The 21,694-nt window shown below is 67.2% G+C and carries 20 protein-coding genes; 6 read left to right on the forward strand and 14 right to left on the reverse strand.

Translation table 11 applies throughout. The annotated features are described in order from the left end of the window. Positions 1-72: 72 nt before the first annotated feature. Positions 73-5,826, reverse strand: coding sequence for a DUF7507 domain-containing protein (locus tag ACTJKK_RS13100; RefSeq protein WP_440748322.1), 5,754 nt, complete (start codon positions 5,824-5,826; stop codon positions 73-75). Positions 5,827-5,946: 120 nt separating this feature from the next. Further along, positions 5,947-7,539 (reverse strand): response regulator transcription factor, encoded by a 1,593-nt coding sequence (locus ACTJKK_RS13105; RefSeq protein ID WP_440748323.1) that lies wholly within the window; start codon positions 7,537-7,539, stop codon positions 5,947-5,949. Positions 7,540-7,831: 292 nt separating this feature from the next. On the opposite strand from ACTJKK_RS13105, the gene ACTJKK_RS13110 reads away from it, so the two are divergent. The 3 genes from ACTJKK_RS13110 to ACTJKK_RS13120 are packed head-to-tail and all read left to right on the forward strand — an operon-like array spanning position 7,832 to position 10,850. Continuing rightward, entirely contained in the window at positions 7,832-9,079 is a 1,248-nt protein-coding gene (locus tag ACTJKK_RS13110) for an extracellular solute-binding protein (protein ID WP_440748324.1), read from the forward strand. Continuing rightward, positions 9,079-10,026 carry a carbohydrate ABC transporter permease gene (locus ACTJKK_RS13115; protein WP_247957518.1) on the forward strand — a complete coding sequence of 316 codons (948 nt, stop codon included), beginning with the start codon at positions 9,079-9,081 and terminating at the stop codon, positions 10,024-10,026. Before ACTJKK_RS13110 ends, ACTJKK_RS13115 begins: the two co-directional genes overlap by 1 nt. Further along, positions 10,023-10,850, forward strand: coding sequence for a carbohydrate ABC transporter permease (locus ACTJKK_RS13120; RefSeq protein WP_440748325.1), 828 nt, complete (start codon positions 10,023-10,025; stop codon positions 10,848-10,850). Before ACTJKK_RS13115 ends, ACTJKK_RS13120 begins: the two co-directional genes overlap by 4 nt. Before the next feature lie 207 nt (positions 10,851-11,057). Here ACTJKK_RS13120 and ACTJKK_RS13125 read toward each other — a convergent pair whose 3' ends face one another. From ACTJKK_RS13125 to ACTJKK_RS13145, 5 genes are all read right to left on the reverse strand, one after another. Then, on the reverse strand, positions 11,058-12,011 hold the full coding sequence (locus ACTJKK_RS13125; RefSeq protein ID WP_440748326.1) for an ATP-grasp domain-containing protein: 954 nt from the start codon (positions 12,009-12,011) through the stop codon (positions 11,058-11,060). A gap of 63 nt (positions 12,012-12,074) precedes the next feature. Then, positions 12,075-13,577, reverse strand: a complete 1,503-nt coding sequence (locus ACTJKK_RS13130; protein WP_440748327.1) for a SulP family inorganic anion transporter — start codon at positions 13,575-13,577, stop codon at positions 12,075-12,077. A gap of 160 nt (positions 13,578-13,737) precedes the next feature. Then, the gene (locus ACTJKK_RS13135; protein WP_440748328.1) at positions 13,738-14,658 is read right to left on the reverse strand and encodes a DUF3800 domain-containing protein; all 921 of its coding nucleotides are present in this window, start codon (positions 14,656-14,658) and stop codon (positions 13,738-13,740) included. A 255-nt stretch (positions 14,659-14,913) separates the two neighbouring features. Next, positions 14,914-15,243 (reverse strand): hypothetical protein, encoded by a 330-nt coding sequence (locus ACTJKK_RS13140; RefSeq protein WP_440748329.1) that lies wholly within the window; start codon positions 15,241-15,243, stop codon positions 14,914-14,916. Between the two features lie 80 nt (positions 15,244-15,323). Continuing rightward, positions 15,324-15,650, reverse strand: coding sequence for a low molecular weight protein tyrosine phosphatase family protein (locus ACTJKK_RS13145; RefSeq protein ID WP_440748330.1), 327 nt, complete (start codon positions 15,648-15,650; stop codon positions 15,324-15,326). Between the two features lie 78 nt (positions 15,651-15,728). On the opposite strand from ACTJKK_RS13145, the gene ACTJKK_RS13150 reads away from it, so the two are divergent. Beyond that, the gene (locus tag ACTJKK_RS13150) at positions 15,729-16,091 is read left to right on the forward strand and encodes a UBP-type zinc finger domain-containing protein (protein ID WP_440748331.1); all 363 of its coding nucleotides are present in this window, start codon (positions 15,729-15,731) and stop codon (positions 16,089-16,091) included. A 34-nt stretch (positions 16,092-16,125) separates the two neighbouring features. On the opposite strand, the gene ACTJKK_RS13155 is transcribed toward ACTJKK_RS13150, so the two are convergent. The 4 genes from ACTJKK_RS13155 to ACTJKK_RS13170 all read right to left on the reverse strand — a co-directional run bounded on the left by ACTJKK_RS13155 (position 16,126) and on the right by ACTJKK_RS13170 (position 18,762). Further along, on the reverse strand, positions 16,126-16,464 hold the full coding sequence (locus tag ACTJKK_RS13155; RefSeq protein WP_440748332.1) for a hypothetical protein: 339 nt from the start codon (positions 16,462-16,464) through the stop codon (positions 16,126-16,128). A gap of 105 nt (positions 16,465-16,569) precedes the next feature. Then, the gene (locus ACTJKK_RS13160) at positions 16,570-17,094 is read right to left on the reverse strand and encodes a thermonuclease family protein (protein ID WP_440748333.1); all 525 of its coding nucleotides are present in this window, start codon (positions 17,092-17,094) and stop codon (positions 16,570-16,572) included. A gap of 176 nt (positions 17,095-17,270) precedes the next feature. Beyond that, positions 17,271-17,615 (reverse strand): SMI1/KNR4 family protein, encoded by a 345-nt coding sequence (locus ACTJKK_RS13165; protein WP_440748334.1) that lies wholly within the window; start codon positions 17,613-17,615, stop codon positions 17,271-17,273. Positions 17,616-17,811: 196 nt separating this feature from the next. Continuing rightward, positions 17,812-18,762, reverse strand: coding sequence for a manganese catalase family protein (locus ACTJKK_RS13170; RefSeq protein ID WP_440748335.1), 951 nt, complete (start codon positions 18,760-18,762; stop codon positions 17,812-17,814). Positions 18,763-18,944: 182 nt separating this feature from the next. On the opposite strand from ACTJKK_RS13170, the gene ACTJKK_RS13175 reads away from it, so the two are divergent. Further along, positions 18,945-19,514 (forward strand): sugar O-acetyltransferase, encoded by a 570-nt coding sequence (locus ACTJKK_RS13175; RefSeq protein WP_440748336.1) that lies wholly within the window; start codon positions 18,945-18,947, stop codon positions 19,512-19,514. Positions 19,515-19,591: 77 nt separating this feature from the next. On the opposite strand, the gene ACTJKK_RS13180 is transcribed toward ACTJKK_RS13175, so the two are convergent. The 3 genes from ACTJKK_RS13180 to ACTJKK_RS13190 form a co-directional block, all read right to left on the reverse strand. Continuing rightward, positions 19,592-20,410, reverse strand: coding sequence for an SDR family oxidoreductase (locus ACTJKK_RS13180; RefSeq protein ID WP_440748337.1), 819 nt, complete (start codon positions 20,408-20,410; stop codon positions 19,592-19,594). Next, positions 20,407-20,880: a MerR family transcriptional regulator gene (locus tag ACTJKK_RS13185; protein ID WP_247957505.1), complete on the reverse strand. Its 474-nt coding sequence runs from the start codon at positions 20,878-20,880 to the stop codon at positions 20,407-20,409. The genes ACTJKK_RS13180 and ACTJKK_RS13185 overlap by 4 nt, the downstream gene beginning before the upstream one ends. Before the next feature lie 72 nt (positions 20,881-20,952). After that, entirely contained in the window at positions 20,953-21,249 is a 297-nt protein-coding gene (locus ACTJKK_RS13190; RefSeq protein ID WP_440748338.1) for a hypothetical protein, read from the reverse strand. Between the two features lie 97 nt (positions 21,250-21,346). Here ACTJKK_RS13190 and ACTJKK_RS13195 point away from each other — a divergent pair, with 97 nt between their 5' ends. Further along, positions 21,347-21,646 (forward strand): DUF7882 family protein, encoded by a 300-nt coding sequence (locus ACTJKK_RS13195; protein ID WP_247633122.1) that lies wholly within the window; start codon positions 21,347-21,349, stop codon positions 21,644-21,646. The last annotated feature ends 48 nt before the right edge of the window (positions 21,647-21,694 follow it).

Raw genomic sequence — 21,694 nt, forward strand, 5'->3', positions numbered from 1 at the left:
CGGTAGATCGGAATCCCCAAACGACAGAGCCCCCGGCGCAAGGTCCGGGGGCCCTGTCGTCAACCGCTCGGGTCAGTCCTCCTGCGGCCTGCGGCGCGAGCGCACCGTCAGGAGCACCGCACCCGCGAGCAGCAGTCCGAAGGCGAGGATCGCCGCACCCCAGGCCAGTGTTCCGCCGGTGATCGCCAGCCCGGACCCCGCCTGCTCGTCGGCTTCCGAACCGGGGGCCGTGACGACATCGACGATCCGCGCCGTCGACGGGTCGGAGGCGAGCTCGGTCCCATCCGGGGCGACGCTGCGGGCGCTCGCAGTGTTGACCAGCGCGCTGCCGTCGAGGTCGGCGGCGACGACCGTGTAGGTCGCGGCGCACTCGATGACCTGACCAGGCAGGAGCGTGTCGTCGGCCGGGCAGGTCACGACCAGGTCGTCACCGCGTCCCGAGAACGAGTCCTCACTCACCGACACCGAGCGCGCGGTGACGTTGCCGGTGTTCGTGATCGTGAAGGTGTACCCGACGACCTGTCCTGCCGCCGTCACCTTCGTCACCTCGGTGCTCTTCACCAGCGAGAGCGCCGGGGCGGCCGGGGCGGGCAGTTCGACCGTGGACTCCGGCGAGCTCGGGGGTTCGGTGCCCGCCGGACCCGCGCCGGTCGCGATCGCGGTGTTCGAGAGCGTCCCCGCGTCGACGTCGTCCTGCGTGACCGTGTACGGCAGCGAGCAGATCAGTTGATCGCCCGGGGCGAGCGGGTCGCCGCTCTCGCACTCGATCTCGCCGAGCGCACCCGTTCCGGTGAACTCGCCCTCGACGACCGCGGCGTCCCTGATCGTCACGTTGCCGGTGTTGGTGATGACGAAGCCGTACGTGACCACGTCACCCGCGTTGACCCTCTCGGGGTCTGCGATGTCTGCGGACTTCACCAGCGACAGTGCGGGCTGGCGGTCGACCGTGACGAGGGCGGTCGAGGCCTCCGAGGTGACGGCTGCGCCGGCGGCGGATGCGGTCGCCACCGCGGTGTTCGACACTTCACCCGCATCGACGTCGGCCTGCGTGAGCGCGTAGGTCACCTCGCAGGTCGCTCCCTCACCGGGAGCGAGTGCGATGTCGCAGTCGGGCGCCGCGAGCGCGCCGGTTCCGGAAAACGCGGTCTCGGCGACCGTCACTCCGGAGAGCGTGACGTTTCCCCTGTTGATCACGGAGAAGGTGTACACGACCTCGTCCCCTGCGGCATCCGCCTCGTCCGGCGTGGCCGTCTTCTCGAGCTCGAGAACCGGCGCCTGCACGGCATCGACGGTCGCCGTCGACGGGACCGCGATCACGGTCGTGCCGTCGGGCGCCTCGCCCGTCGCCGCGCCGGTGTTGACGATACGACCGGCATCGATGTCGACCTGAGTGACCACGTACCCCACGGTGCAGGTCAAGGACTCGCCGACCGCCAGCTCGTCCGCCGGGCAGTCGATCGCACCGAGCGTCCCGGTACCGGTGAACGTCCGCTCCGTGGCGGCCACCTCGGTCAAGCCCACGTTCCCGATGTTCGTCACCAGGAAGGAGAAGACGATCTCGTCGCCCACGGCGTCATACGTCTCGACGTCCGCGCTCTTCTCCACCGAGAGGGCGGGGGCGGCATTCGCGGTCACCGAGGCGCTGTCCTCCGGAGAGACGACGTCCGCTCCGGTCGTGTCGACGGCCGTCGCCCGAGCGGTGTTGTCGATCCCGCCGGCGTTCATGTCGGCCTGCGTCACCGAGTACGGCGCGGTGCAGACGACCTGCTGGCCGGGAGCGAGCGTCGTCGAGGGGCAGGTCGCGACGGGAGTACCGCCGGTGCCCGTGAACGCGGTCTCGTCGACCGCGATCTCCGACACCGTGACATTGCCCGCATTGCGGATCGTGAACGAGTAGGTGAGGGGGTCACCGGCAGCGTTCACGAAGCTCGTGCTCGCCGTCTTCGTCAGTTCGAGGCTCGAGGCCGCGATCTGCGGGGTGCGCACTGACGACTCGTCCGACGCGACGGCTCCCGTGACGGCCGTGCCGTTCGCCCGAGCCGTGTTCTCGAGCGCCTCGTTGTCGACGTCGATCTGCGTCAGCGTGTACGTCGCCGTGCAGATGAACTGCGCCGTCGGTGCAAGCTCGTCGGCCGGGCAGTCGATCGCCGACAGCTCACCGCTGCCGGTGAACTCGACCTCGTCGACGGTGATGCCCGTGACCGGCACGTTGCCGGTGTTCGTCACCACGAACGAGTACGTGATGACCTGCCCTGCGTTGTACGACGCCGCCCCGGCGGGGGACGCCGACTTGACGAGGCTGAGCGACGCGACCTGTTCGACGTCGACGACAGCGGTGGATGCCGCGGACGTCACCGCCGCCGAGGCCGGAGTGTTCGCCGACGCCGTCGCGGTGTTCGAGATCGAGCCGGCCGTCAGGTCATCCTGCGTGACCGGGTAGGTCGCGCTGCACTCGGCGGATGCTCCCGGGGCGAGCGCACCCGTCGGACACGTGATCGCCGACAGCGAGCCGGTGCCGGAGAACGCGGTCTCGGCGATGCTCAGCCCGCGCAGGGTGACGTTGCCGGTGTTGACGACAGCGAAGGTGTAGTCGATCTCGTCACCGACCGAGTCCACGGTGGCGGGCGAGGCGCTCTTGGTGAGCGTCAGGGCACCGTTCTGCGTCGCCGTGACCGTGACGATGCCCGTGCTGTTGCTCAGCGCCGGTCCCGTCGGAGGGGTGGCAGTGGCCGTGGCCTGGTCGGATACCGAACCGTGGTCGAGGTCGGCCTGGGTGATCGTGTACGCGGCCGTGAAGGTCGCCGACTGCCCGGGGGCGAGCGAGGTGGTCGCCCCGGAGCAGGTGGCACTCGGGGACGTGCGCTCGACGCAGACCGGGGTGGGGGCGACGCTCGACGCGGCGGAGTTCACCAGTGCATCGGTCACGCGCACGTCGTTCAGCTGCACGGCCGTGTTGTTCGAGACCGTGAAGGTGAAGTTCACGACCTGCCCCACGGCGTCGACCGCCGTCCGATCGGCCGTCTTCGTGATCGCGGGCTGAGCGCTCTGCGCCTGCAGGCCCGTCAGAGACGATTCCGCGGCGCCCATCCGGGCGTCTCCGGCGGTCACGTTCGTGCCGATGCTGTTCCAGGCGATGTTCCCGGCAGCCGTGGCCGGGGTGCTCACCGTGTAGCTCGCGGAGAACGCCGCCGCCGGCGCGATGCTCCCGGTGTAGACGAGTTTCAGCGCGGTGACGCTCGCCAGCGATCCCGGAGCCGTCGTCGTCCAGTCGTCCGTGCACCCCGCGTTCGGCGTCAGCACCTCGGGTCGGCAGGGGTTGGTCGCCTGGGAGTACGCCACCGTGACCCCCGCGGGCAGCGCTGCGACACTCGTCAGAGCGACGGCGAAAGCCGAGCCGCGCGGGGCCGTGGAGGATGCCCGGGTGTCACCGATCCGCGGGAGCAGGTCGTACATGACCGGGTTCTTGAGCACGCTCTGGCCGTTGTTCTTGAACGTCACGGTGTAGGTCGCAGCACCGCCGTCGACGCTCACATGACCCGTGCCGCCGGAACCGATCGGCGACGGATCGAGGTTGCCCTGCACGGTCTTGTCGACGACGAACGCCGCGGTGTCGTTCTGGATGGTGAGGCTGCTCGACCAGCCGCAGTAGTTGCCGGACGCGGGTGCCGCGTTGTCGCGCAGCTGCGTGGTACCGAAGGGGTGCAGCGGCGCATCCTGAACGACCGTCGTACCCGCGACGCCGGTGGCGACGTAGCACTTGTAGATCGGCGCGCCGTAGCCGATCGTGACGTCACCCGTGTAGGTGCCGACACAGCCCGACTCCAGCGTGATGACGCCGAGCCCGCTCGTGGGGCGCACGGCCCAGAGGCCCGCGGTCTGGATCACACCGGCGGGGACCGCCCAGCGGATGAGCGTGCGTCCCGTGCCGTTGTAGTCCGGTGTGGTCGTCGGCGCGATCGCACCGGACGTGTACGTCGGGAGCGACGCTCCCGACGTGTTCATCGGGGTGAACCCGAACGTGGTCGTCGCCGCAGCGACGGATGCCGTGCCGGCCGGCGCCAGGTAGTCGATGTACATGGCGCGCGAGGGGGCCGTGGCGAGCTCGATGCGCGTGACGTTGTTCCCCGAGGTCAGTGTCACATTCGCCGTGCAGGTCGATCCGATGCGCGTCGTCGTGAGTGCGGGCAGCAGGATGGGGCTGTCGTTCGCGGGCGGCACCTCCACCTGGAGGCGACCGACGGGGAGCGTGGGTGCGGCGATCGGGGTCGACAGATCCGTCGAAAGGTAGGGGGTCACGCTGGCGCGGTTCGAGAGCACGGCCGGGGCAGGCACCCCGGCAGCGGCGTATCCGGTCACCCGGATGCGCATGAAGGTACTCGCGCTCGAGCCCTGAGCCGCGACGGGCTGCGTGCGGAGTTCGGCGACGGCGCGCGTGGTCGGCACGACCCAGCCGCGATTCGCCGTGTACGGAACGGTGGAGGTCGTGCCGTCGGTGTAGACGAGGGTCAGCAGCTCGGATGCCGTCGGCACCCATCCGGTCGCGGTGACGAGCGTGGGGACGAATCCGGGGTTCTGGCAGTAGGTGCCCGCGGCGTTCGACGTGTAGTTGTCGTTCACGCCGTTGGTCAGACAGGGCATCGGATCGGTGAACCCGTAGGAGACGCCGGAGTTCGCCGTCTGGGTCGGCGCGGTGTAGGCCGTCACCTCGTAGTATCCGGTCGCGCCCGACCCGTCCCAGTTGCCGGGAAAGACGTACTGACCGCGGCTGCCGCCGTCGGCCGCCGCGTACTGGCCGACGTTGCCGAGCGTGGAGTTCGTGCCGCCCGCCTTCGCGGCGCTCGTGTTGATCTCGACGACGCGGGTGCAGACGGAGGTCGATGCCGCCGAGCCGGAGACGCCGTCGATGTACGTCCACGATGCCGACGCCGAATTGCAGACCTGCGAGCCCACGGCGCTCGTCGCCTTGCCCGTGAGCACGATCGTGAACAGGTTCGCGGCGTTCCCCGCGACCGAGCCGTTGCAGGCGGCTCCGGCCGGATCGGAGTACGTGAACTGACGCGTGGCCGGGTCGTACGACACGGTCCCCGGAAGCGTGCCGCGGCTGGTCGTGTAGCTCTGATAGTCGAAGTTCGTCGGCAGGGTCGCCGTCAGGTTGATCGCCGATGTGCCGACGCTGCCGGTGCCCTGGCCACAGGTGAACTGCATCGTGTAGCCGAAGCTGCCGCCCACCAGCACGGAGGCAGGGGTCGAGTTCGTGACGCCCGCGTTGCGCCCTGCCGTGACCGTGTACGGGATCGAGGGGGCAGTGCTCGTGTCGGAGTTCGAGCTCGTCAGCGAGGCGGTGATGGTCGCGACGGTGCCGTTCGCGACCTTGTAGTTGGGGGCCGTGATCGGGAAGGTGCACTGACGCCCACCGGTGGGGAGGGTGTTGGTGAAGGAGAAGACGACCTGACCGGCGCTGACCGTACGCGTCAGATCGGGGCAGGAGCTGGTACCGATCCACGACCCGAAATCGGTCAGACCGTCGGTGCCGGTGACGGCGGTGGTGGGGATCGTCACCTTGGCGTCGGTGCATCCGCCGTCCGTGCTGCACGACACGCCCAGGGTGAACGTCGTCGATACGCCGCTGGCGGCGGTGACGGTGGCCGGGGTGAGGGTGATGCCGGTCGGGGCGGCCATCGCGGCGGTCGGAGCGAGAGTGCTGAACACGACGACGAGAGCGGCGAGAAGGCCGACCCATCCACTGCGACGTCGAACGCCGTCGATGGAGAGATCTCGCCTCTGCATCCGTCGCCGCCGGACATGACTGATTCCTGATGCGGCCACGGCCGTACCCCTCTCGATTCCTGCTCGGAAAGGCGCACCGCGCTCTCCACCGGCGAAACACTATCCACGCCGATATACCGGCGTGGAGGTTTTTCACCCCGCGATCACCCTCGAGATAGATCACTCTTCGATAACGAGCAGATGCCTCTCGGACGCCACGGCGATGGCATCCTCCCGGTTCGAGACACCGAGCTTGCGGTACAGGCTGCGCGTCTGCGACTTCACCGTGTTCGTCGAGACGACGAGCGACGCGGCGATCTCGGCGAGCGACCCCGTGCGGGCGAGCTGACCGAGCACCGCGAGCTCACGCTCGCTCAGCAGGCCGGAGGGCTCGACATCCGGGAGCAACGGACGCAGAACGGGGTCCGTTCCCACCGTCATGAATCCTGCTTCGACCAGGGCTGCGCTCACGCGTCGCAGGTCGGCCGGTGGCAGCAGAGCGAGCGCGAGACGTTGTCCGGATCGTTCGAGGAGCGAGCCGAGACGCTGAACCGCCCCTGCCCTCCTCGGCGTGGGTGAGAGGCGCAGGAGCACCGCCGCATCGATCACCGCCGCCTCGGCCGCCTGTCGCGTCGAGAGTCGTTCCGCGCCGAGTGCCCGGAGCTCGGTCAGCGCTGTGCGGGTCTGCCCCAGCGCGAGGGCGATGCGCGCGTGCTCGAGGCGCGCCACGCGGGTTTCGGGCCGGTCCCTCCGGAGGACGGCGGTGGCGCCGTCGGGGTTCCCCATCGCCAGCTGCAACAGCGCCCGCACCCGCGCGAGGCGGACGCGAGCGCGATGAGAGCCCTCGGCACCTCGGAGCTCGACGAACTCGTCCACGGCCGCGAGCCCATGTCCGGGACGGCCGGCGACGAGCTCCGCCATCGCCAGCGTCTCGGCCAGCAGGATCCAATGCTCGTTGGCGTGCCTGCCGGTCGTCATCGCCGCCAGACGATGGAGCTGGCTGAGCGCCTCGTCGGAATCGAGCCGTTCCATCGCGGCGTACGCCTCGGCGACGCGGTAGAGCACACCGGAATACCCATCGCGTTGCGCGTCGGTCCACGGTCCGCTCCGCGCGTAGTCGAGATGCTCGGCCGCCTGCGGGAGATCGCCCCGCAGCGCGGGGATCCCGCACAGCAGAGCGAGGGCACCCATACCGTCGGACGGCGTCTGGGTCGTTGCCTCGGCGATGCCCGTCTCCGCCGCATGGAGGGCCTCGTTCGGCAGATCGCCCGCGAAGAACGAGACGCCGACGACGGCGAAGATGCGGGGCAGCTCCGGAACGGCGGCGCGGTCGGCATCGCTCAACGTCTCGGCGAGCGCCATCGCTGCACGAGCAGCACTGACCGAGAGACCCGTGCGCCCCAGCAACCGGAACGCGGCCGACTCCGAGGCACGGATCAGCAACCTGTCAGCGGGATCGAGGTCGTTCCGATCCGAACGCGCAGCACGAACGGCCATGACGAAGAACCGCAGGGCACGAAGACGCTGGTATCGCGTCTGGTTGAGCAGGATCCCGTACTCCATCGCGAGCAACGGCTCGGCACGGAGCACCGCCGTGGGGATGCGCGCGAACACGGTGCGCGACGCATCCGCGTGCGCGGGTGTCACGAGGTCGAACCAGCCATCTCGCACGGCCGATCTCGCGGCGGCCCAGTCGGCTTCGCCGACGGCGCGGTCCAGTCGATCGGCGGCCGATGCGGCCTCCGGTGTTTCCGGGGTCGGCGCAGATCTCATGATGGCCTCCCCGGGCATCGTTCCCACTCGTTCCACGGCCCGGCGCGACACACCCTCCCCGAGCGTCCGACACGGCCAGATGAATCCTATTCGGAACCACGGCTGCCCTCCGTCGCGCCCTGCGTAACGCGCAGATTTCGCGGGAATGACGATCTGCGTCACATCATTTCGCCGTGTTTCCGAACCCGTGACCGCATGCCCCCACGTCCGAGAGACTCATGCCACGGGCATCCGCCCGACCTTCTCCCGACGATCGGTCACAGCCCGGTCGAGCTAAGGATCCCGCACCCTCATGAGCACCTCTCGCACGCGCGCCACCCGGGTCGCGCTGTCGGCCGCCGCCGGAGTCGCCTCCGTCGCCCTCCTCGCCGGTTGCACCGGTTCGTCCGCCCCGTCGAGCTCCTCCGGTGACGCCGATGACTTCGAGGGTGTCGAGCTGACGTCGTGGAGCAGCATCGACTTCGACCCGTACCAGACGCTGCAGAAGGAGTACTTCGAGAAGTGCGCCGCTGACCTCGGCATGACGATCGACGCCCAGACCCTCTCGGGCGACTACACGACCAGCCTGCTGCAGGCGGCGAGCTCGAAGTCGCTGCCCGACATCGCCCTCGTCAACACCGACACCCAGCTGCCGACGCTCGCAGCGCAAGGCGTGCTCTCCGACCTCGACACCCTCGGCCTCACGACAGAGGGTCTCGCCGAGCCGGTCGCCGCCCTCGGCGAATACGAGGACACGCTCTACGGTCTGCCCACGCAGGTCGAGGACTACTCGGTGTTCTACAACAAGGCGTACTTCGAGGAGGCGGGCATCACCGAGCTGCCCACCACCTTCGACGAACTCATCGCCGCTGCCAAGGCCACCACCACCGCCGACCACTACGGCATCGCGCTGCCCGGCATCGCGGGCGACGGCTCGACGTCGTCGTATTTCCTGCCGTTCCTGCTGAGCGCGGGCGGCGACCCGGCCGACCTCACCAGTGACGGCGCGGTCGCGGCGGTCGACCTCTACAAGACCCTCGTCGACGACGGCAGCCTCTCGAAGGAGTTCGTGAACTGGGGCTGGGACGGCATCGACCAGTGGAAGTCCGGCAAGGCCGCGATCACGGTCTCGGGCCCCTGGAACCTCGTCGACACGAGCCTCGACTTCGAGTACGGCACGTTCTCGGTGCCGGCCGCGACCAGCGACGACGAGAGCAGCGTCGGACTCCTCGGCTACGCCTACACCGTGCCGGTGCAGGGCGACGAGAAGCGCGAGAAGGCGGCGGCCGCTCTGATCGAGTGCCGCGCCTCGGAGGAGAACCAGATCGACACCGCGGTGCAGGGCGGGTACGTCCCGGCGCTGACGTCGGCCCAGGATGCCTTCGTCGCCGAGGTCCCGGCCGCCGAGGCCTTCGTCACCCCCGTCGCGAACGCCTTCAACCCGGCGACGCTCGGAACCGAGTGGAGCGCCCTGCAGGCGAAGTACGTCGACGCGCTGCAGAACGCGACCGTCAACGGCGTGAGCGCCGAGGAAGCGCTGAGCAAGGCCGACCAGGGTTGATGACAGCCGCTGCCACAGCGCCGAAGCGGCCGGGGACTCGTGTCTCCGGCCGCTTCGGCCTGACCCTGGTGCGGCGACGGAACCTCGAGCTGTGGGCCTTCCTCGTGCCCGCGATCCTGTTCTTCGCCGCGTTCTTCCTGTTCCCGCTCGGGTACGGCGTGTTCATGAGCACGACCGACTTCACGACCGGCACCTTCATCACCGGCGAGGCGCCGTTCGTCGGGTTCCAGAACTTCATCGACATCTTCCGCGCGGATGCCACCGGTATCGCGATCGTGAACACCCTCACCATCACGGTCGTCGCCGTGATCTCCGAGCTCGTGATCGGCCTCGCGCTCGCGCTGCTGTTCACGCGGCGCTTCCCGGGCAGCCGCTGGTTGCCCGCGCTCATCCTCATCCCCTGGCTGCTGCCGGCCGTCGTCGTCGCGACGATCTGGAAGTCGCTGCTCGCGGGAGACGGGGCGATCAACGACATCCTCGGGTTCCTCGGCCTGCCCGGCAACGCCTGGCTCGCCGATCCCGCCACCGCCCTCGCCGCCGTGATCATCGTGACCGTGTGGGCGAGCCTGCCGTACTGGTCGACGATTCTCGCCGCGGCCCTCAAGCAGGTGCCGGTGGAGCACCTCGAAGCGGCATCCCTCGACGGGGCCGGGGCGTTCAAGCGCCTGTGGCACATCATCATCCCCAGCATCTGGCCCGTGATTTCGGTGCTCGTCGTCATGAGCGTCGTCTTCAACCTGCTGATCGTCGACCTCGTGCTCGCGCTCACCCAGGGTGGCCCGGCCAACAGCACCATGACCCTCGGCGTGCTCTCGTACCGTTCGGCGTTCAGCCTGTTCGAGTTCGGGCACGCGGGCGCCTACGGCATGCTGCTGCTCGTCATCAGCCTCGGCTTCGCCGCCGTCTACACGTGGCTGTCCGCCCGACAGGAGCGTGCCGAGCGATGAGCACCCGCACTCCCCGCCGCAGCCGCGGCTGGTTCTGGACCGTGCTCACGGTCTCGATCCTCATCGTCTACCTGTTCCCCATCTACTGGATGATCTCGGCATCCCTCCAGCCCGATGCCAACTCCACCGACACCGCGTGGTTCCCGACCGCCCCGGCCCTCGACGGGTACGTGACGGCGTTCGAGGACGGCGGCCTCGACGGCCTGCGCGTCAGCCTGATCACCGCGATCGGATCGGTGCTGCTGACCCTCGTCATCGCGGTGCCCGCCGCTTACTCGCTCAGCCGGCTGCGGTCGCGGGCGGTGAGCCTGGGACTCGTCATCCTGCTGCTCGCGCAGATGATCCCGAGCATCGTGCTCGCTAACTCCTTCTACGCGATGTTCAACACGTGGGGCGCGCTGAACAGCTACATCGGACTGATCCTCGCGAACGCGACGGCCGGCATCCCGTTCGCGATCATCCTGCTGCGCTCGTTCATGCTGCGCCTCGACACCGAGGTCATCGAGGCCTCCACCCTCGACGGACTCGGACCGGTCGGGTCGCTGTGGCGTGTGGTCGTGCCGCTGTCGCGCAACGCGATCATCACGGCCGGGGTGTTCACGTTCCTCTTCGCCTGGGGTGATCTGCTGTTCGGCCTCACCCTCGTCACGAAGACCGACATGTATCCCGTGACCGTGTTCATCTACGCGCTCGCGAACTCGAACATGAACACGTGGGCGGCGACGATGGGGGCATCCCTCATCGCGAGCCTCCCGGCGCTCGTGCTGGTTCTCGCCGCTCAGCGGTACGTCAAGGAGGGCGTCATCGCCGGCAGCGGGCGGTAGCGCGTCGGCGGCACGTGGCACTAACTCAGGAAGAATGCCCCCGAATCCACGGAATCGGCGCCTTCTGGCGACTTCGAGGCGGTTTGTCCTGAGTTAGGTACGGAGTTCCCGGTACACAACTCCGGAAGAAAGCCCCCGGAACGCGGGTTCCGGGGGCTTTCGCGGGCGCGACGGCCCGATTCTCAGGAGTTATGAACGCGCGAAGCGTCAGACCCCGACCGGCGCGGTGTCGCGAGCGAGCAGTCCGCCGAGGAAACTCGCGATCGTGCGCGGGCCCGAGACGGCGGCGGTGGCTTCGACGCCGGGGTTGTAGTTCGTGTTCGTGTTCACGTCGTAGGTGACGAAGCGGCCGTCGACGGTCTCGATGAACTCGATGCCCGCGACCGTGATGCCGGCGTCCTTCAAGAATGCGAGGTACTGCTGCACGAGCGGATGCTGCGCCGTGATCTCCTCGCGGATGCGGAACAGCGGCTCGGGCTCGACGCCGTCGGCGCCGGGCAGCGCGCACGCCTCGGCCGGGCACAGCTCGAAGCTGCCCGCGCTGGTGTCGACGCGCACGGCGTAGACGAACTCCCCACCGGCGAACTCGACCCGGGTGACGAACGGGGCGGCGGCGAAGAGGTTCTCCTGCAGCAGCGTGATGCCGTCGGGCGAGGCCTCGAACTCGGGGCCGTCGACCCAGGCGTCGAACTCGTCGTGGCTGTCGTGGCGGCGCACGCCGAGACCCTTGCCGCCCTGGTTGTGCTTGCTGATGAAGGGGGCGGTGAACTCGCGGGCGCGCTCCTTGAGCGCGGCGGTGCCGAAGACGGCGATGGTGCGCGGCACCTCGATGCCGGCGCGTTGCAGTGCGGCGTGCTGGGCGGCCTTGCTGACCTCGAGCTCGAGCACGGGGCTGCCGTTCACGACGGTGCGACCGGATGCTTCGAGCCACCGCAGCACGGCACGGCCGAACTCCTTCGAGTCGCCGTGGTCGCGCGTGTGCGCCGAGGCGCTCAGTCGCGACCAGAACACGCCGGCGGGCGGTTCGGCGTTCAGGTCGATCGACCCGTCGGTGAGCAGCCATTCCTGCGCGGGCACGCCTTCGGCCTCGAAGGCCGCGGCGAACGGCGGGAACCATTCGGCGTTCTCGTGGATCACGTACACGCGGGGCTCTGCTGTCATACCCTCACGCTAAATCACCCCGGAGCCCCGAGGGCCGGTCGTCGTGATGCAGCGTAATGCGCGCTACCCCTCGCCGCCGAGCTGCCCCGTCAGTCGTCCGTGGAACGCACCGCTCGCCTCGTTCAGCCCGACGAGCTCGACGGACGTGCCGTGCCGTGCGTACTTCGTCTCGATCGCGTCGAGCGCGGCGACGGTCGAGGCATCCCATACGTGCGATCGGGACAGGTCGATGACCACCCGTGCGGGGTCGGCGGCGTACTCGAACATCGTGGTGAGGTCGTTGCTCGACGCGAAGAACAGCGCCCCGTCGACCACGTAGGTCGCGACCTCGCCGTCGTCCGAGACGGTGCGGGTGACCGAGACGACGTGCGCGACCCGGCGCACGAAGAGGACGGATGCCGTGATCACCCCCGCCACGACCCCGACCGCGAGGTTGTGGGTGAGCACCACGGCGACGACGGTGACGATCATGACGAACGTCTCGCTCTTCGGCATCCGCTTGAGGGTCGACGGACGGATGCTGTGCCAGTCGAACGCATTGATCGAGATCATGATCATGACGGCGACGAGTGCGGCCATCGGGATCGTCGAGACGAAGTCGCCGAACACGACCACGAGCAGGAAGAGGAAGACGCCGGCGAAGAACGTCGAGATGCGCGTGCGGGCGCCGGAGCGCACGTTGATCATGGTCTGGCCGATGACGGCGCAGCCGCCCATGCCGCCGAAGATGCCCGACAGCATGTTCGCCGCGCCCTGCGCCCACGCCTCGCGGGTCTTGCGGGAGTGGGTGTCGGTGATCTCGTCGACGAGCTTCGCGGTCATCAGCGACTCCATGAGTCCGACGAGCGCGACGCCGAGCGCATACGGCGCGATGATCGTGAACGTCTCCCACGTGAACGGCACGTTCGGGATGAAGAGTTCGGGCAGGCTGCGCGGTAGGGCGCCCTGGTCACCGACGGTGGGCACGTTGATCGCGAACACCAGCACGACGGCGGTCACGATGACGACCGACACGAGGGGCGCCGGCACGAGCTTGGTGATCTTGGGCATGAAGATCATGACGAGGATGCCGAGGGCCACGAGCGGATACACCAACCACGGCACGCCGATGAGCTGCGGCACCTGGGCGCTGAACACGAAGATCGCGAGCGCGTTCACGAACCCGGTCATGACGCTGCGGGGGATGAAGCGCATGAGCTTCGCGACGCCGAGCACAGCCATCAGCACCTGGAAGACGCCGGCGAGGATGACGGTGGCGATGAAGTAGTCCATGCCGTACGTCGGGGCGACGGGCGCGATCACCAGGGCGACGGCACCGGTCGCGGCGGTGATCATGGCGGGGCGTCCGCCGAGGAACGAGATCGCGATCGCCATGATGAACGACGAGAACAGGCCGACGGCCGGGTCGACGCCGGCGATCACCGAGAACGAGATCGCCTCGGGGATCAGTGCGAGACCGACGACGAGGCCGGCGAGCACCTCGCGCGTCAGCAAACGCGGGCTCTTCAGCGCGGTGAGCACGGAGGGATTCGCGCGATAGCGCGCGCGGTCGTCGACGGAGGTCACGGATGCTCCAGAGGGGGGTGGATGGGCCCGATGGGGCCGATCCACTCTATGCCGCGGGGAGAGGAGGCTTGGTTCGGAGACCGGGCGGGTTCAGCGGTTCATCCGCCACGGAGCAGTCGCTCGACTCGCGACTTGTCCGACGTCGAGTAACGCACGACAGCTATTTCTGGGCGGCTCGGATCTGGGCGATCGCTTGAAGACGGCGCTGCGCCTCGGGTGTAATCGCCGACCCGATTCGGTTGCCACTCCCTATCGGGTAGAGCGGTCGCTTCGCACGCACGATGTCGGAGTTATTGAGATCCTTCACAGTTCGATGGCTCTGAAGGTGGAGCTTCGACTCAAGTGTGAATCCCCCATGGAGGGCCGGTAGAAGCCCTCCGCGGTTTCGGTGGGTCACCCAGCCAAATGGGGAGTCCTCGATGAGGTGGAAGTGGATAGCGCGCGTGAGGCAAGCGGCAATCCAGTCGGCGAACTGAATGTTCGAGCTCAAGGCGCTGTCGACGTGCATCGGGGGCTCGATGATGCGTCTCATCTCAGGATGGTCCGAAGCGCGACCGAGGATATGGCTGTACATCACTGGCAACCGTTCAGCGCGCGTCTTCTCGTTGATCTGATCGATCACGACCATGACGTTGGACTGTGCGTTGTCTGCGTGGCGAGCGATGCGATTGAGGGTCTCTTGCATGGCCGCGGTCTCGCGAGCTGTCGTGTCGAGCTTCGTCTGCCCGGGCGTGCCGAGCGGCTTCTCGTTTGCGTAGAAGAAGATGTGTCCACCGAGAGACCGCAACTGTTCCACGAGGCCATTAAACGCTCGAATCTGATTGGGAAACGTCTGATGGGTGTCCCGGCGAAAGATGCTCGCACCTTTACGCTCCCACCGCCCGGGATGCGCGGCTGCGGCGATCTCCGATTTGAAGAGACCACGCTTGACGAAGTTGAACTTGGCTCCGAAGAGTCGCGCCTTGTCCGCAGGGATCACGAAGCCCGCATAGCTGAACGCTGGACTCGTGTTGAATCGGGCGTGGTCACTGCTGATGAACGCACCGGTCTCGCCGATCTCGTCGATGTAGGCCAGAAACACGCGACTAGTATCTCCTACAACGCAGAAACCCACGCCTAAGCGTGGGTTCCTCGGATCGGCGCTCGGGGAACTATTTCATCCCTAGCTACCGATAGAAAGTCTACTCGCGCGAAGCGAATGTGTAAACGTGAGGTTCACAGCATCGGCGCTGCGTTCGACCCGAGACGCGGCCACGAGTCCGCTGACCAAGCCTCCCCAGGGATCCTTCGAAGATGCGCGGCGGTCCATCGCCCCCCTGTCGGAGACTAGTCCGAGTCAGAAGGCGATCAGGAGACGCAGGAACCCGAGCGGCCCTGCAGCAAGAACGACGACCAGCACGAACAGGCCACTGATCACGAGGGCGGCGATCGCGACCCTGCGCGGCCGCGATCTCCGGACGGTCGCGATGACGCTCAGGATGAGTGCAATGACGCCGACGCGCATGAGCATCAGAGCGCCTACGGGTTCGAGCCATCCGTAGGGCATAAGTGACGGCAAGGACAGCAACGACAGGATCAGTGCGCTCCAGGCGAGCGCACCCAGCGGCTTCGCCGGCTTTGCAAACTCGTCGGCTGTGTTGATCCCGCCGACCTTGACGTCACGCATCAGACATCATGTTCGGGTGCGGTCATGCCCGTTCCTCTCCCCCTGAAGCTCCGAACCTAGCAGTGCCCCGACACGAACCCTCAGCGCCCTCGAAGATGGGGAGGGACCTTGCGCTGAAGAAGGTCGACCAACTGCGGGTCCATGAAGTCGAAGTCATCGGGGATGCCGAGCACGACGATCCGCACATCCCGCAGGTGCGGCATGTACCGTCTACTGATCTCGCTCTTGTGCCGTTTCTCCATCACCAGCACGAGGTCCGCCCAGTCGAGGTCATCGGGCGTGAGGCGCTCTTCGGCGTCGGGCTTGAGGCCTGCGGAGGCGACGCGGATGCCCGGCCAGTCACGGAAGACGTTCTCCGCCGTCGGACTGCGGAGCCGATTGCGGCTGCACACGAAGAGCACATTCACTCAGCCAGGTTACGGCTCCGTCGGTGGTGGCCCCAGGAGGGCCTGTCCAAGCGGCGAGGGAACCGCGATGATGGCGGCATGACGACAGATCCCGAGATGATCGACGTGACAGTGCCTCCCAGCGGTACGGGGTGCGTGGAATGCGATGAGACCGGCTCGTGGTGGGTTCACCTGCGACGGTGCGCCGCATGCGGACACATCGGATGCTGCGACGACTCCCCGAACACGCACGCGACGAAGCACTGGCAGGAGACCGGCCACTCCGTGATGCAGAGTTTCGAACCCGGGGAGGACTGGTTCTGGGACTTCCGTGACGAGACCGCTTTCGATGGCCCGTCGCTCGCCGCACCGACGAGCCATCCCGAATCACAGGCCGTTCCCGGTCCGAGCGACCGGCTTCCCGCCGACTGGATGGACATTCTCAACGGCGGTGGACGCTGAGCGGGAGCGACCGCGCCGAGCTTCTCCGGAGGGTTCAGGAGGCGGCAGTCATGAAGAACACGTAGAGGAGCAGCATCCCTCCGGCGAAGACGGCGAACATGATCGTCGACGACACGGTCAATGATGCGTAGAACCTGTAGCGGCGGTCTTCGCTGTCCACGCCCGTCATCGACTTCACGCTGGCTGTCGCCGCGAGGATTATCACCGTGATCACCCCGATACCGATGCCGAACGGCGTCTTGAACCCCCAGATCTGCGGGAAGAACCATGAGACCGTATTCGTCTCGCCGATGCCGCCGATGAGCGCGCAGATCAGTCCGATCACGTTGATCGCGGTGAGGATCTTGATCCGTCCGTGAGAGTCCGCGCGCAAGTACGCCCTTCTCGCGGCAGCCGTGCGCTCCTCTGCAGTGATGTCACCCTCTGGCGTCGTCATTCTTGCTCCCCCCTCGTCACAGCAACCTCTGAGTGTCAGAACCTAGCAGTGCCCCCACAGCCCGGCTGCGGCGATCTGCGCCGCCCGCTGACCGGCCATGTGGCTGTCCCGATGGACGTACGGCTCGCCGAAGGTGCGTTCTCGGGCGTAACCGGCACCGATGATGATGTCCTCCGCCAAGTGGTGGTCGATGAGCACATAGCGCAGCAACCGGCCGTACCTGTCTGTGTCACCCTGCGTGCGGTCGAACATCAGCATGACATCCTGCCCGTAGAGCAGCTCGTCCACGAACGCCCGTGATTCCTCGGCGTAGCAGTCGCTCGCTGCACCGTCGCGACCGATCTCGGGGGCGTCGATTCCGATCAGCCGCACGCGCACCTCGTCGCCGAAGGAGGTCGTGACGTCGATGGTGTCACCGTCGATCACGGCGGTCACCGTGCCCTCCTCGGTGATGACGAGGTCGTCCGCCTCAGCGCTGTCGACGGCGGGAGTGCACCCGACCAGCAGAAGCGCGGGAATCACCAGGGCGATGCCCGGGATCGCCCGACCCATGAAACTCGAAATCATCTCAACGCCCCCGCGAATGCTCGGAGTTCCATTCTGGCCGAGAGATCGACGACTGCTAGCGTCTCTACGGCATGCCGCTAGTCGACGGCGCCCCAGTCCCCCAGCACTGCGTGAATGGCCGACGTCGCACCGGGCTTGCCTTCAGTCAAGCCGAGGACACACAGATGCCGGCCGGGTCAAGCGAGAGCGAAGGGGTAGCGATCGGCGAGTCCGGGGGATATCCGTTCGAGGGCGTCTCGAACGATGCGATCGGACGAGCGATCGCTCGATTCGAGAACGTTCGCGATCTCGAGCCACTGCGGCAGACTTTCCACGACGAAGGCGAAGCGAGCAGCCGACCGTTGGCCCTGATCATGATCGAAGAAGTAGACCTGAGAGTCGGTGTGGAGCAGCCAGTGGTCTCCTTGGCCGCTCTCTCCGAAAATCCACCAGGCATCGGGCCGTTCGCCCCTCAGCCAGTAGTCGGCGTCGTCGAACTCGAGGTTCTCCCGCCGAGCTCTCGCCTCGCCGAAGAAGATCAAGTCCGGCTCGAGCTCTCCTTCCGACGACGAAAGCGCGTCGAGATACGCCGACGGGAGCCAGTCCGGAAGACCCGATGAGTTCGGTCGCCTTCTCCGACGTGCTGCGGGATCCGAGGAAGAAGAGGGCATCATCCGCGGCCAACGCGTAGCCAGGCCCTCGGATTCATCCTCCGATCATAGGGTCAGCTCGCGGCCCCTACTTCATCCGCCCGAACGTCGCATCGATGTCGGCCATCTCCATCGCCGCGGTCGCCTCGATGAGCTTGCGCAGCTCGTCGTCGGCGCCCGGTGAGAACTCCTCGGGGCGCTCCGGCGAGATGGTCATCGGGAAGCCCTCGGGCGCCTGCTCGCTCGCGTCGAGCTCGGTGCCGTCGTTCGACGGCGATGCGCCCTGGAAGATCTTGCCGGCCTCGGACTGCGCCGTGAGGTCGAACGAGTAGTTCTTGCTCTGCAGACCGAGGTCGAGGAACTTCTTCACCTCCGGGAACTGCTCGGCGTTCGTCTTCGGGATCGGCAGCGACGTGCGCCAGTTCACACCGAGGGTCTCGAGCGCCTTCGCGTAGGCGTTCTCATGCGCCTGGTCGCGCACGATGAGGTACGAGATCGTCGTGCGCGCGGTCTTGTTGTCGGTCATCTCGTACAGCCGGCACTTCTGCAGCCGCCCCGTCGATTCGAGCATGAGGTTGTAGAGCAGGTCGAGCACGAGATTGCCCGAGTTGTACACGTAGCTCCCCGACCACGGGTTGCCCACGGCATCCACCGGCAGCGCGCCCTGCGCGCCGACGAGGTAGTGGTGGATGTTGCTGGTGTCGACGGCGATGCTCAGCGGCGTCGCGCCGCCGGCACCGGGCTGATCCACCGGGTCGGTCGGCTTGCCCTGGTACTTCGGCGAACCGTCGAGGAGCCGGGAGATCGTGGTGCCGATCAGTTCGACGTGGCTGATCTCCTCGGTGCCGATGCCCTGGATGAGGTCCTTGTACGGCTTGCCGTCGGGGCCGCGGAAGTTGATGCTCTGGAACAGGTACTGCATCATGGTGCGCATCTCGCCGAACTGACCGCCGAGCCCCTCCTGCAGCGCGTTCGCCGCTGCGGGATCCGGCTCGTCCGCGGCGATCTCGTTGATGAATTCCTGCACGTGGAAATACATGGTGCGCCTCCGTCGGCTCCGTGGGGTGTGCACTCACCGTGCGCCCCCGCGGCGACTTCACCGCGCCCCTCGACGGATGCCCCGGCACGACGTACCATGCCCCCTCATCGCGAGGTCGCCCCACCGGAGCGTGTACCGATAGGGCATCCCTCATCCGGCCGCGCCGACCTACGGTGGGTCGCATGAACCTCACCGAACTGCTCACCCTCCTGAACGCCGGGGAGACCATCCCCGGCGGATCACCCGGCCACGCGGTGATGCACGAGACGAGCCAGGAGGCGCTCCGCATCGCCGGCGAACTCAACACCGGATACCACGAGCCCAACCGTGTGCGAGAACTCCTGGGTGCGCTGATCGGCACACCCGTCGATGACACGGTCACGCTGTTCCCGCCGTTCACCGCGGACTTCGGCAAGAACATCTCGATCGGTAAGCGGGTCTTCATCAACTCCGGGTGCCGCTTTCAGGATCAGGGCGGGATCACGATCGGCGACGACAGCCTCATCGGTCACAACGTCGTGATCGCCACGCTGCAGCACGGCATCGACCCCCACCGACGTGCCGACCTCATCCCCGCCCCCGTCAGCATCGGGCGCAACGTGTGGCTGGGCGCGAACGTCACCGTGCTCCCCGGCGTCACCATCGGTGACGATGCCGTCGTCGGCGCCGGGTCCATCGTCACCAAAGACGTGCCCGCCGGGACGATCGCCCTCGGCTCCCCCGCCCGACTCGTCCGCACCATCGGCGAGTGATCCGGCGACACACACCCCCCCACGCGATCGAGGACCCGCTCGATGACGAGACGGGCCCTCGACGCGACATCGCGAGCTCAGCCGTGAGCCCGTTCGGAGAGCGCGTTGTGTGCATCCCACTCGTCGAGTCGCTTCTGGTACTCGCCATGGATGAGCGCGTTGAGGCCCTTTCCGAAGAAGATCCGCAACGGCGGCTGTTCCATGTCCGCCAGCTCCAGCATGGCCGGGCCTGTCGCCTCCGGGTCGCCGGAACCGTTGGCACTGTTGGCGCGCGTCTGCGCGAGACCCTCGCGCAGCGGCTGATACGCGTCGATCGGCTCGGCGAAGTCCGCAGACGCGGTGCCCCAGTCAGTGCTGTATCCACCCGGCTCGACCAGAGTCACCGTGATCCCGAAGCCCGCAACCTCCTGGGCGAGGGTCTGACTGAACCCTTCCAGCGCCCACTTGCTCGCGTGGTAGATGCCCAGGTACGGGAACGCGTTCACCCCACCGATGGAAGAGATCTGGATGATGTGACCCGAGCCCTGTTCACGCATCACCGGCAGCACGGCTTGCGTGACCCACAACGCACCGAACACGTTCGTCTCGAACTGAGCTCGAGCTTGCTCGGGGCTGATCTCCTCGACGGCACCGAACAGGCCGTAGCCGGCATTGTTGATGAGCACATCGATGCGCCCGAACCGCTCCTTCGCCTGGCGCACTGCCGCGAGAACAGCATCCTGGTCGGTGACATCGAGGGCGAGGGCGAGCGCGGTGTCGGGGTATGCCTGGGTCAGCGGAGCGATGCTGTCGAGATTGCGCGCTGTGGCGACCACCTGGTCTCCCCGCTCCAACGCCGCTTCTGCCCACACCCGGCCGAAGCCCTTGGACGTCCCTGTGATGAACCAGGTCTTCATGCCTGTTCCTCCTTCATTTCGTTGTTGATCTCGAGGGCCATCTCGAAGTTCTTCCAGCCGATCTTCGACGCCGATTCCCCATCGCCGCGGGAGAGCGCGTTCCAGTAGGCGACCTTCCCGTCGAGGTACTCCAGCTGGTGCTGCGCACGGGTGATCTGACGCTGCAAGAACTCTCGATGCTGATCGAAGAGCGCGATCTGGTCCGCTGCGGCAGAAACGCCCGCGTCGTTCTGCGACACGTATCGACGCATCTGTTCGATCGACATCCCCGTGGCGCGCAGGCAGGCCAGCGTGACGACCTTGACCGCGTCGCTCTCGCTGTAATACCGATGCCGACTCGACCTATCCCGCGCGATACGGCCGAGCAACCCGATGCGCTCGTAGTACCGCAGTGTGTGCTCACTCAGCCCGGAGCGCAGAACCATCTCCTTCATCGTGATGTGGGGAGAGTCTGACGCGGGCGCGATCATGGTCATCCACCCAGTCTCGAAACCTAGAGCACTCTAGGTCAAGCAGTTCAGTCCCGATAGCTCGGGCCAGGCTCAGCCGAGCGGCTCGGGGTCGAAGTCGTAAAGGCCCCCGTAGGGATAGGCGTCGTTCCCCGTGTCACGGGGGTCGTGCTGCACCGTCTCGGTGAAGATCACGACGCGGGAGCTCGGGGTGATGAGAACCTTCACCCGCCGATTCCCCACGACGACGAACTCGACGAACGCCGCGGGTCCGCTCGCGGCCGTCTCGATCTGCCGCAGGAGCGCGACGAGGTCTTGTTCCTGGGCGAGGTACGCGCTGACGCCGTCGATCAGGATCTCTGTTCTCTCCATCGTTCGCATGCCGTCCATCCGGGCACGATAAGCCCGCGCCGACCCGAGCGCGACCGGGGTTGCGCGCGCACGGATGACCTGCAAGAGACGACCGGCGAGGACGTATGGTTACTCCATGGGAACCCTGGAGTACAACAGCGCCCGCCCTCCGATCGAGATCGATGACCGGACGCTGGCGCATCTGAAGATCGTGATCGGCACGAAGTTGCGTCGCCAGGAGAGCTTCATGATGACGTGGCTTCCGGAGGCGAAGAACCCGGCCGGCCGGTTGACCATCTGGATGCATCCGAGCATCCCTCTGGTCTTCGCGTTCGATGAGGCTGCGCTGCCGCCGATCGACGGCCGTCGCATCGAGCGTCTGATGGAGTCGCTCAATTCGCGAGGAGAACTGGTCCTCGACCAGCTCGAGGACTGACCCCGCCGAACCACCCCTTCACGAGCGAGCCACCCCCTTCCGCACGGC

The organism is Microbacterium sp. 22179 (assembly GCF_052045715.1).
Classification (GTDB): Bacteria; Actinomycetota; Actinomycetes; order Actinomycetales; family Microbacteriaceae; genus Microbacterium; species Microbacterium galbinum.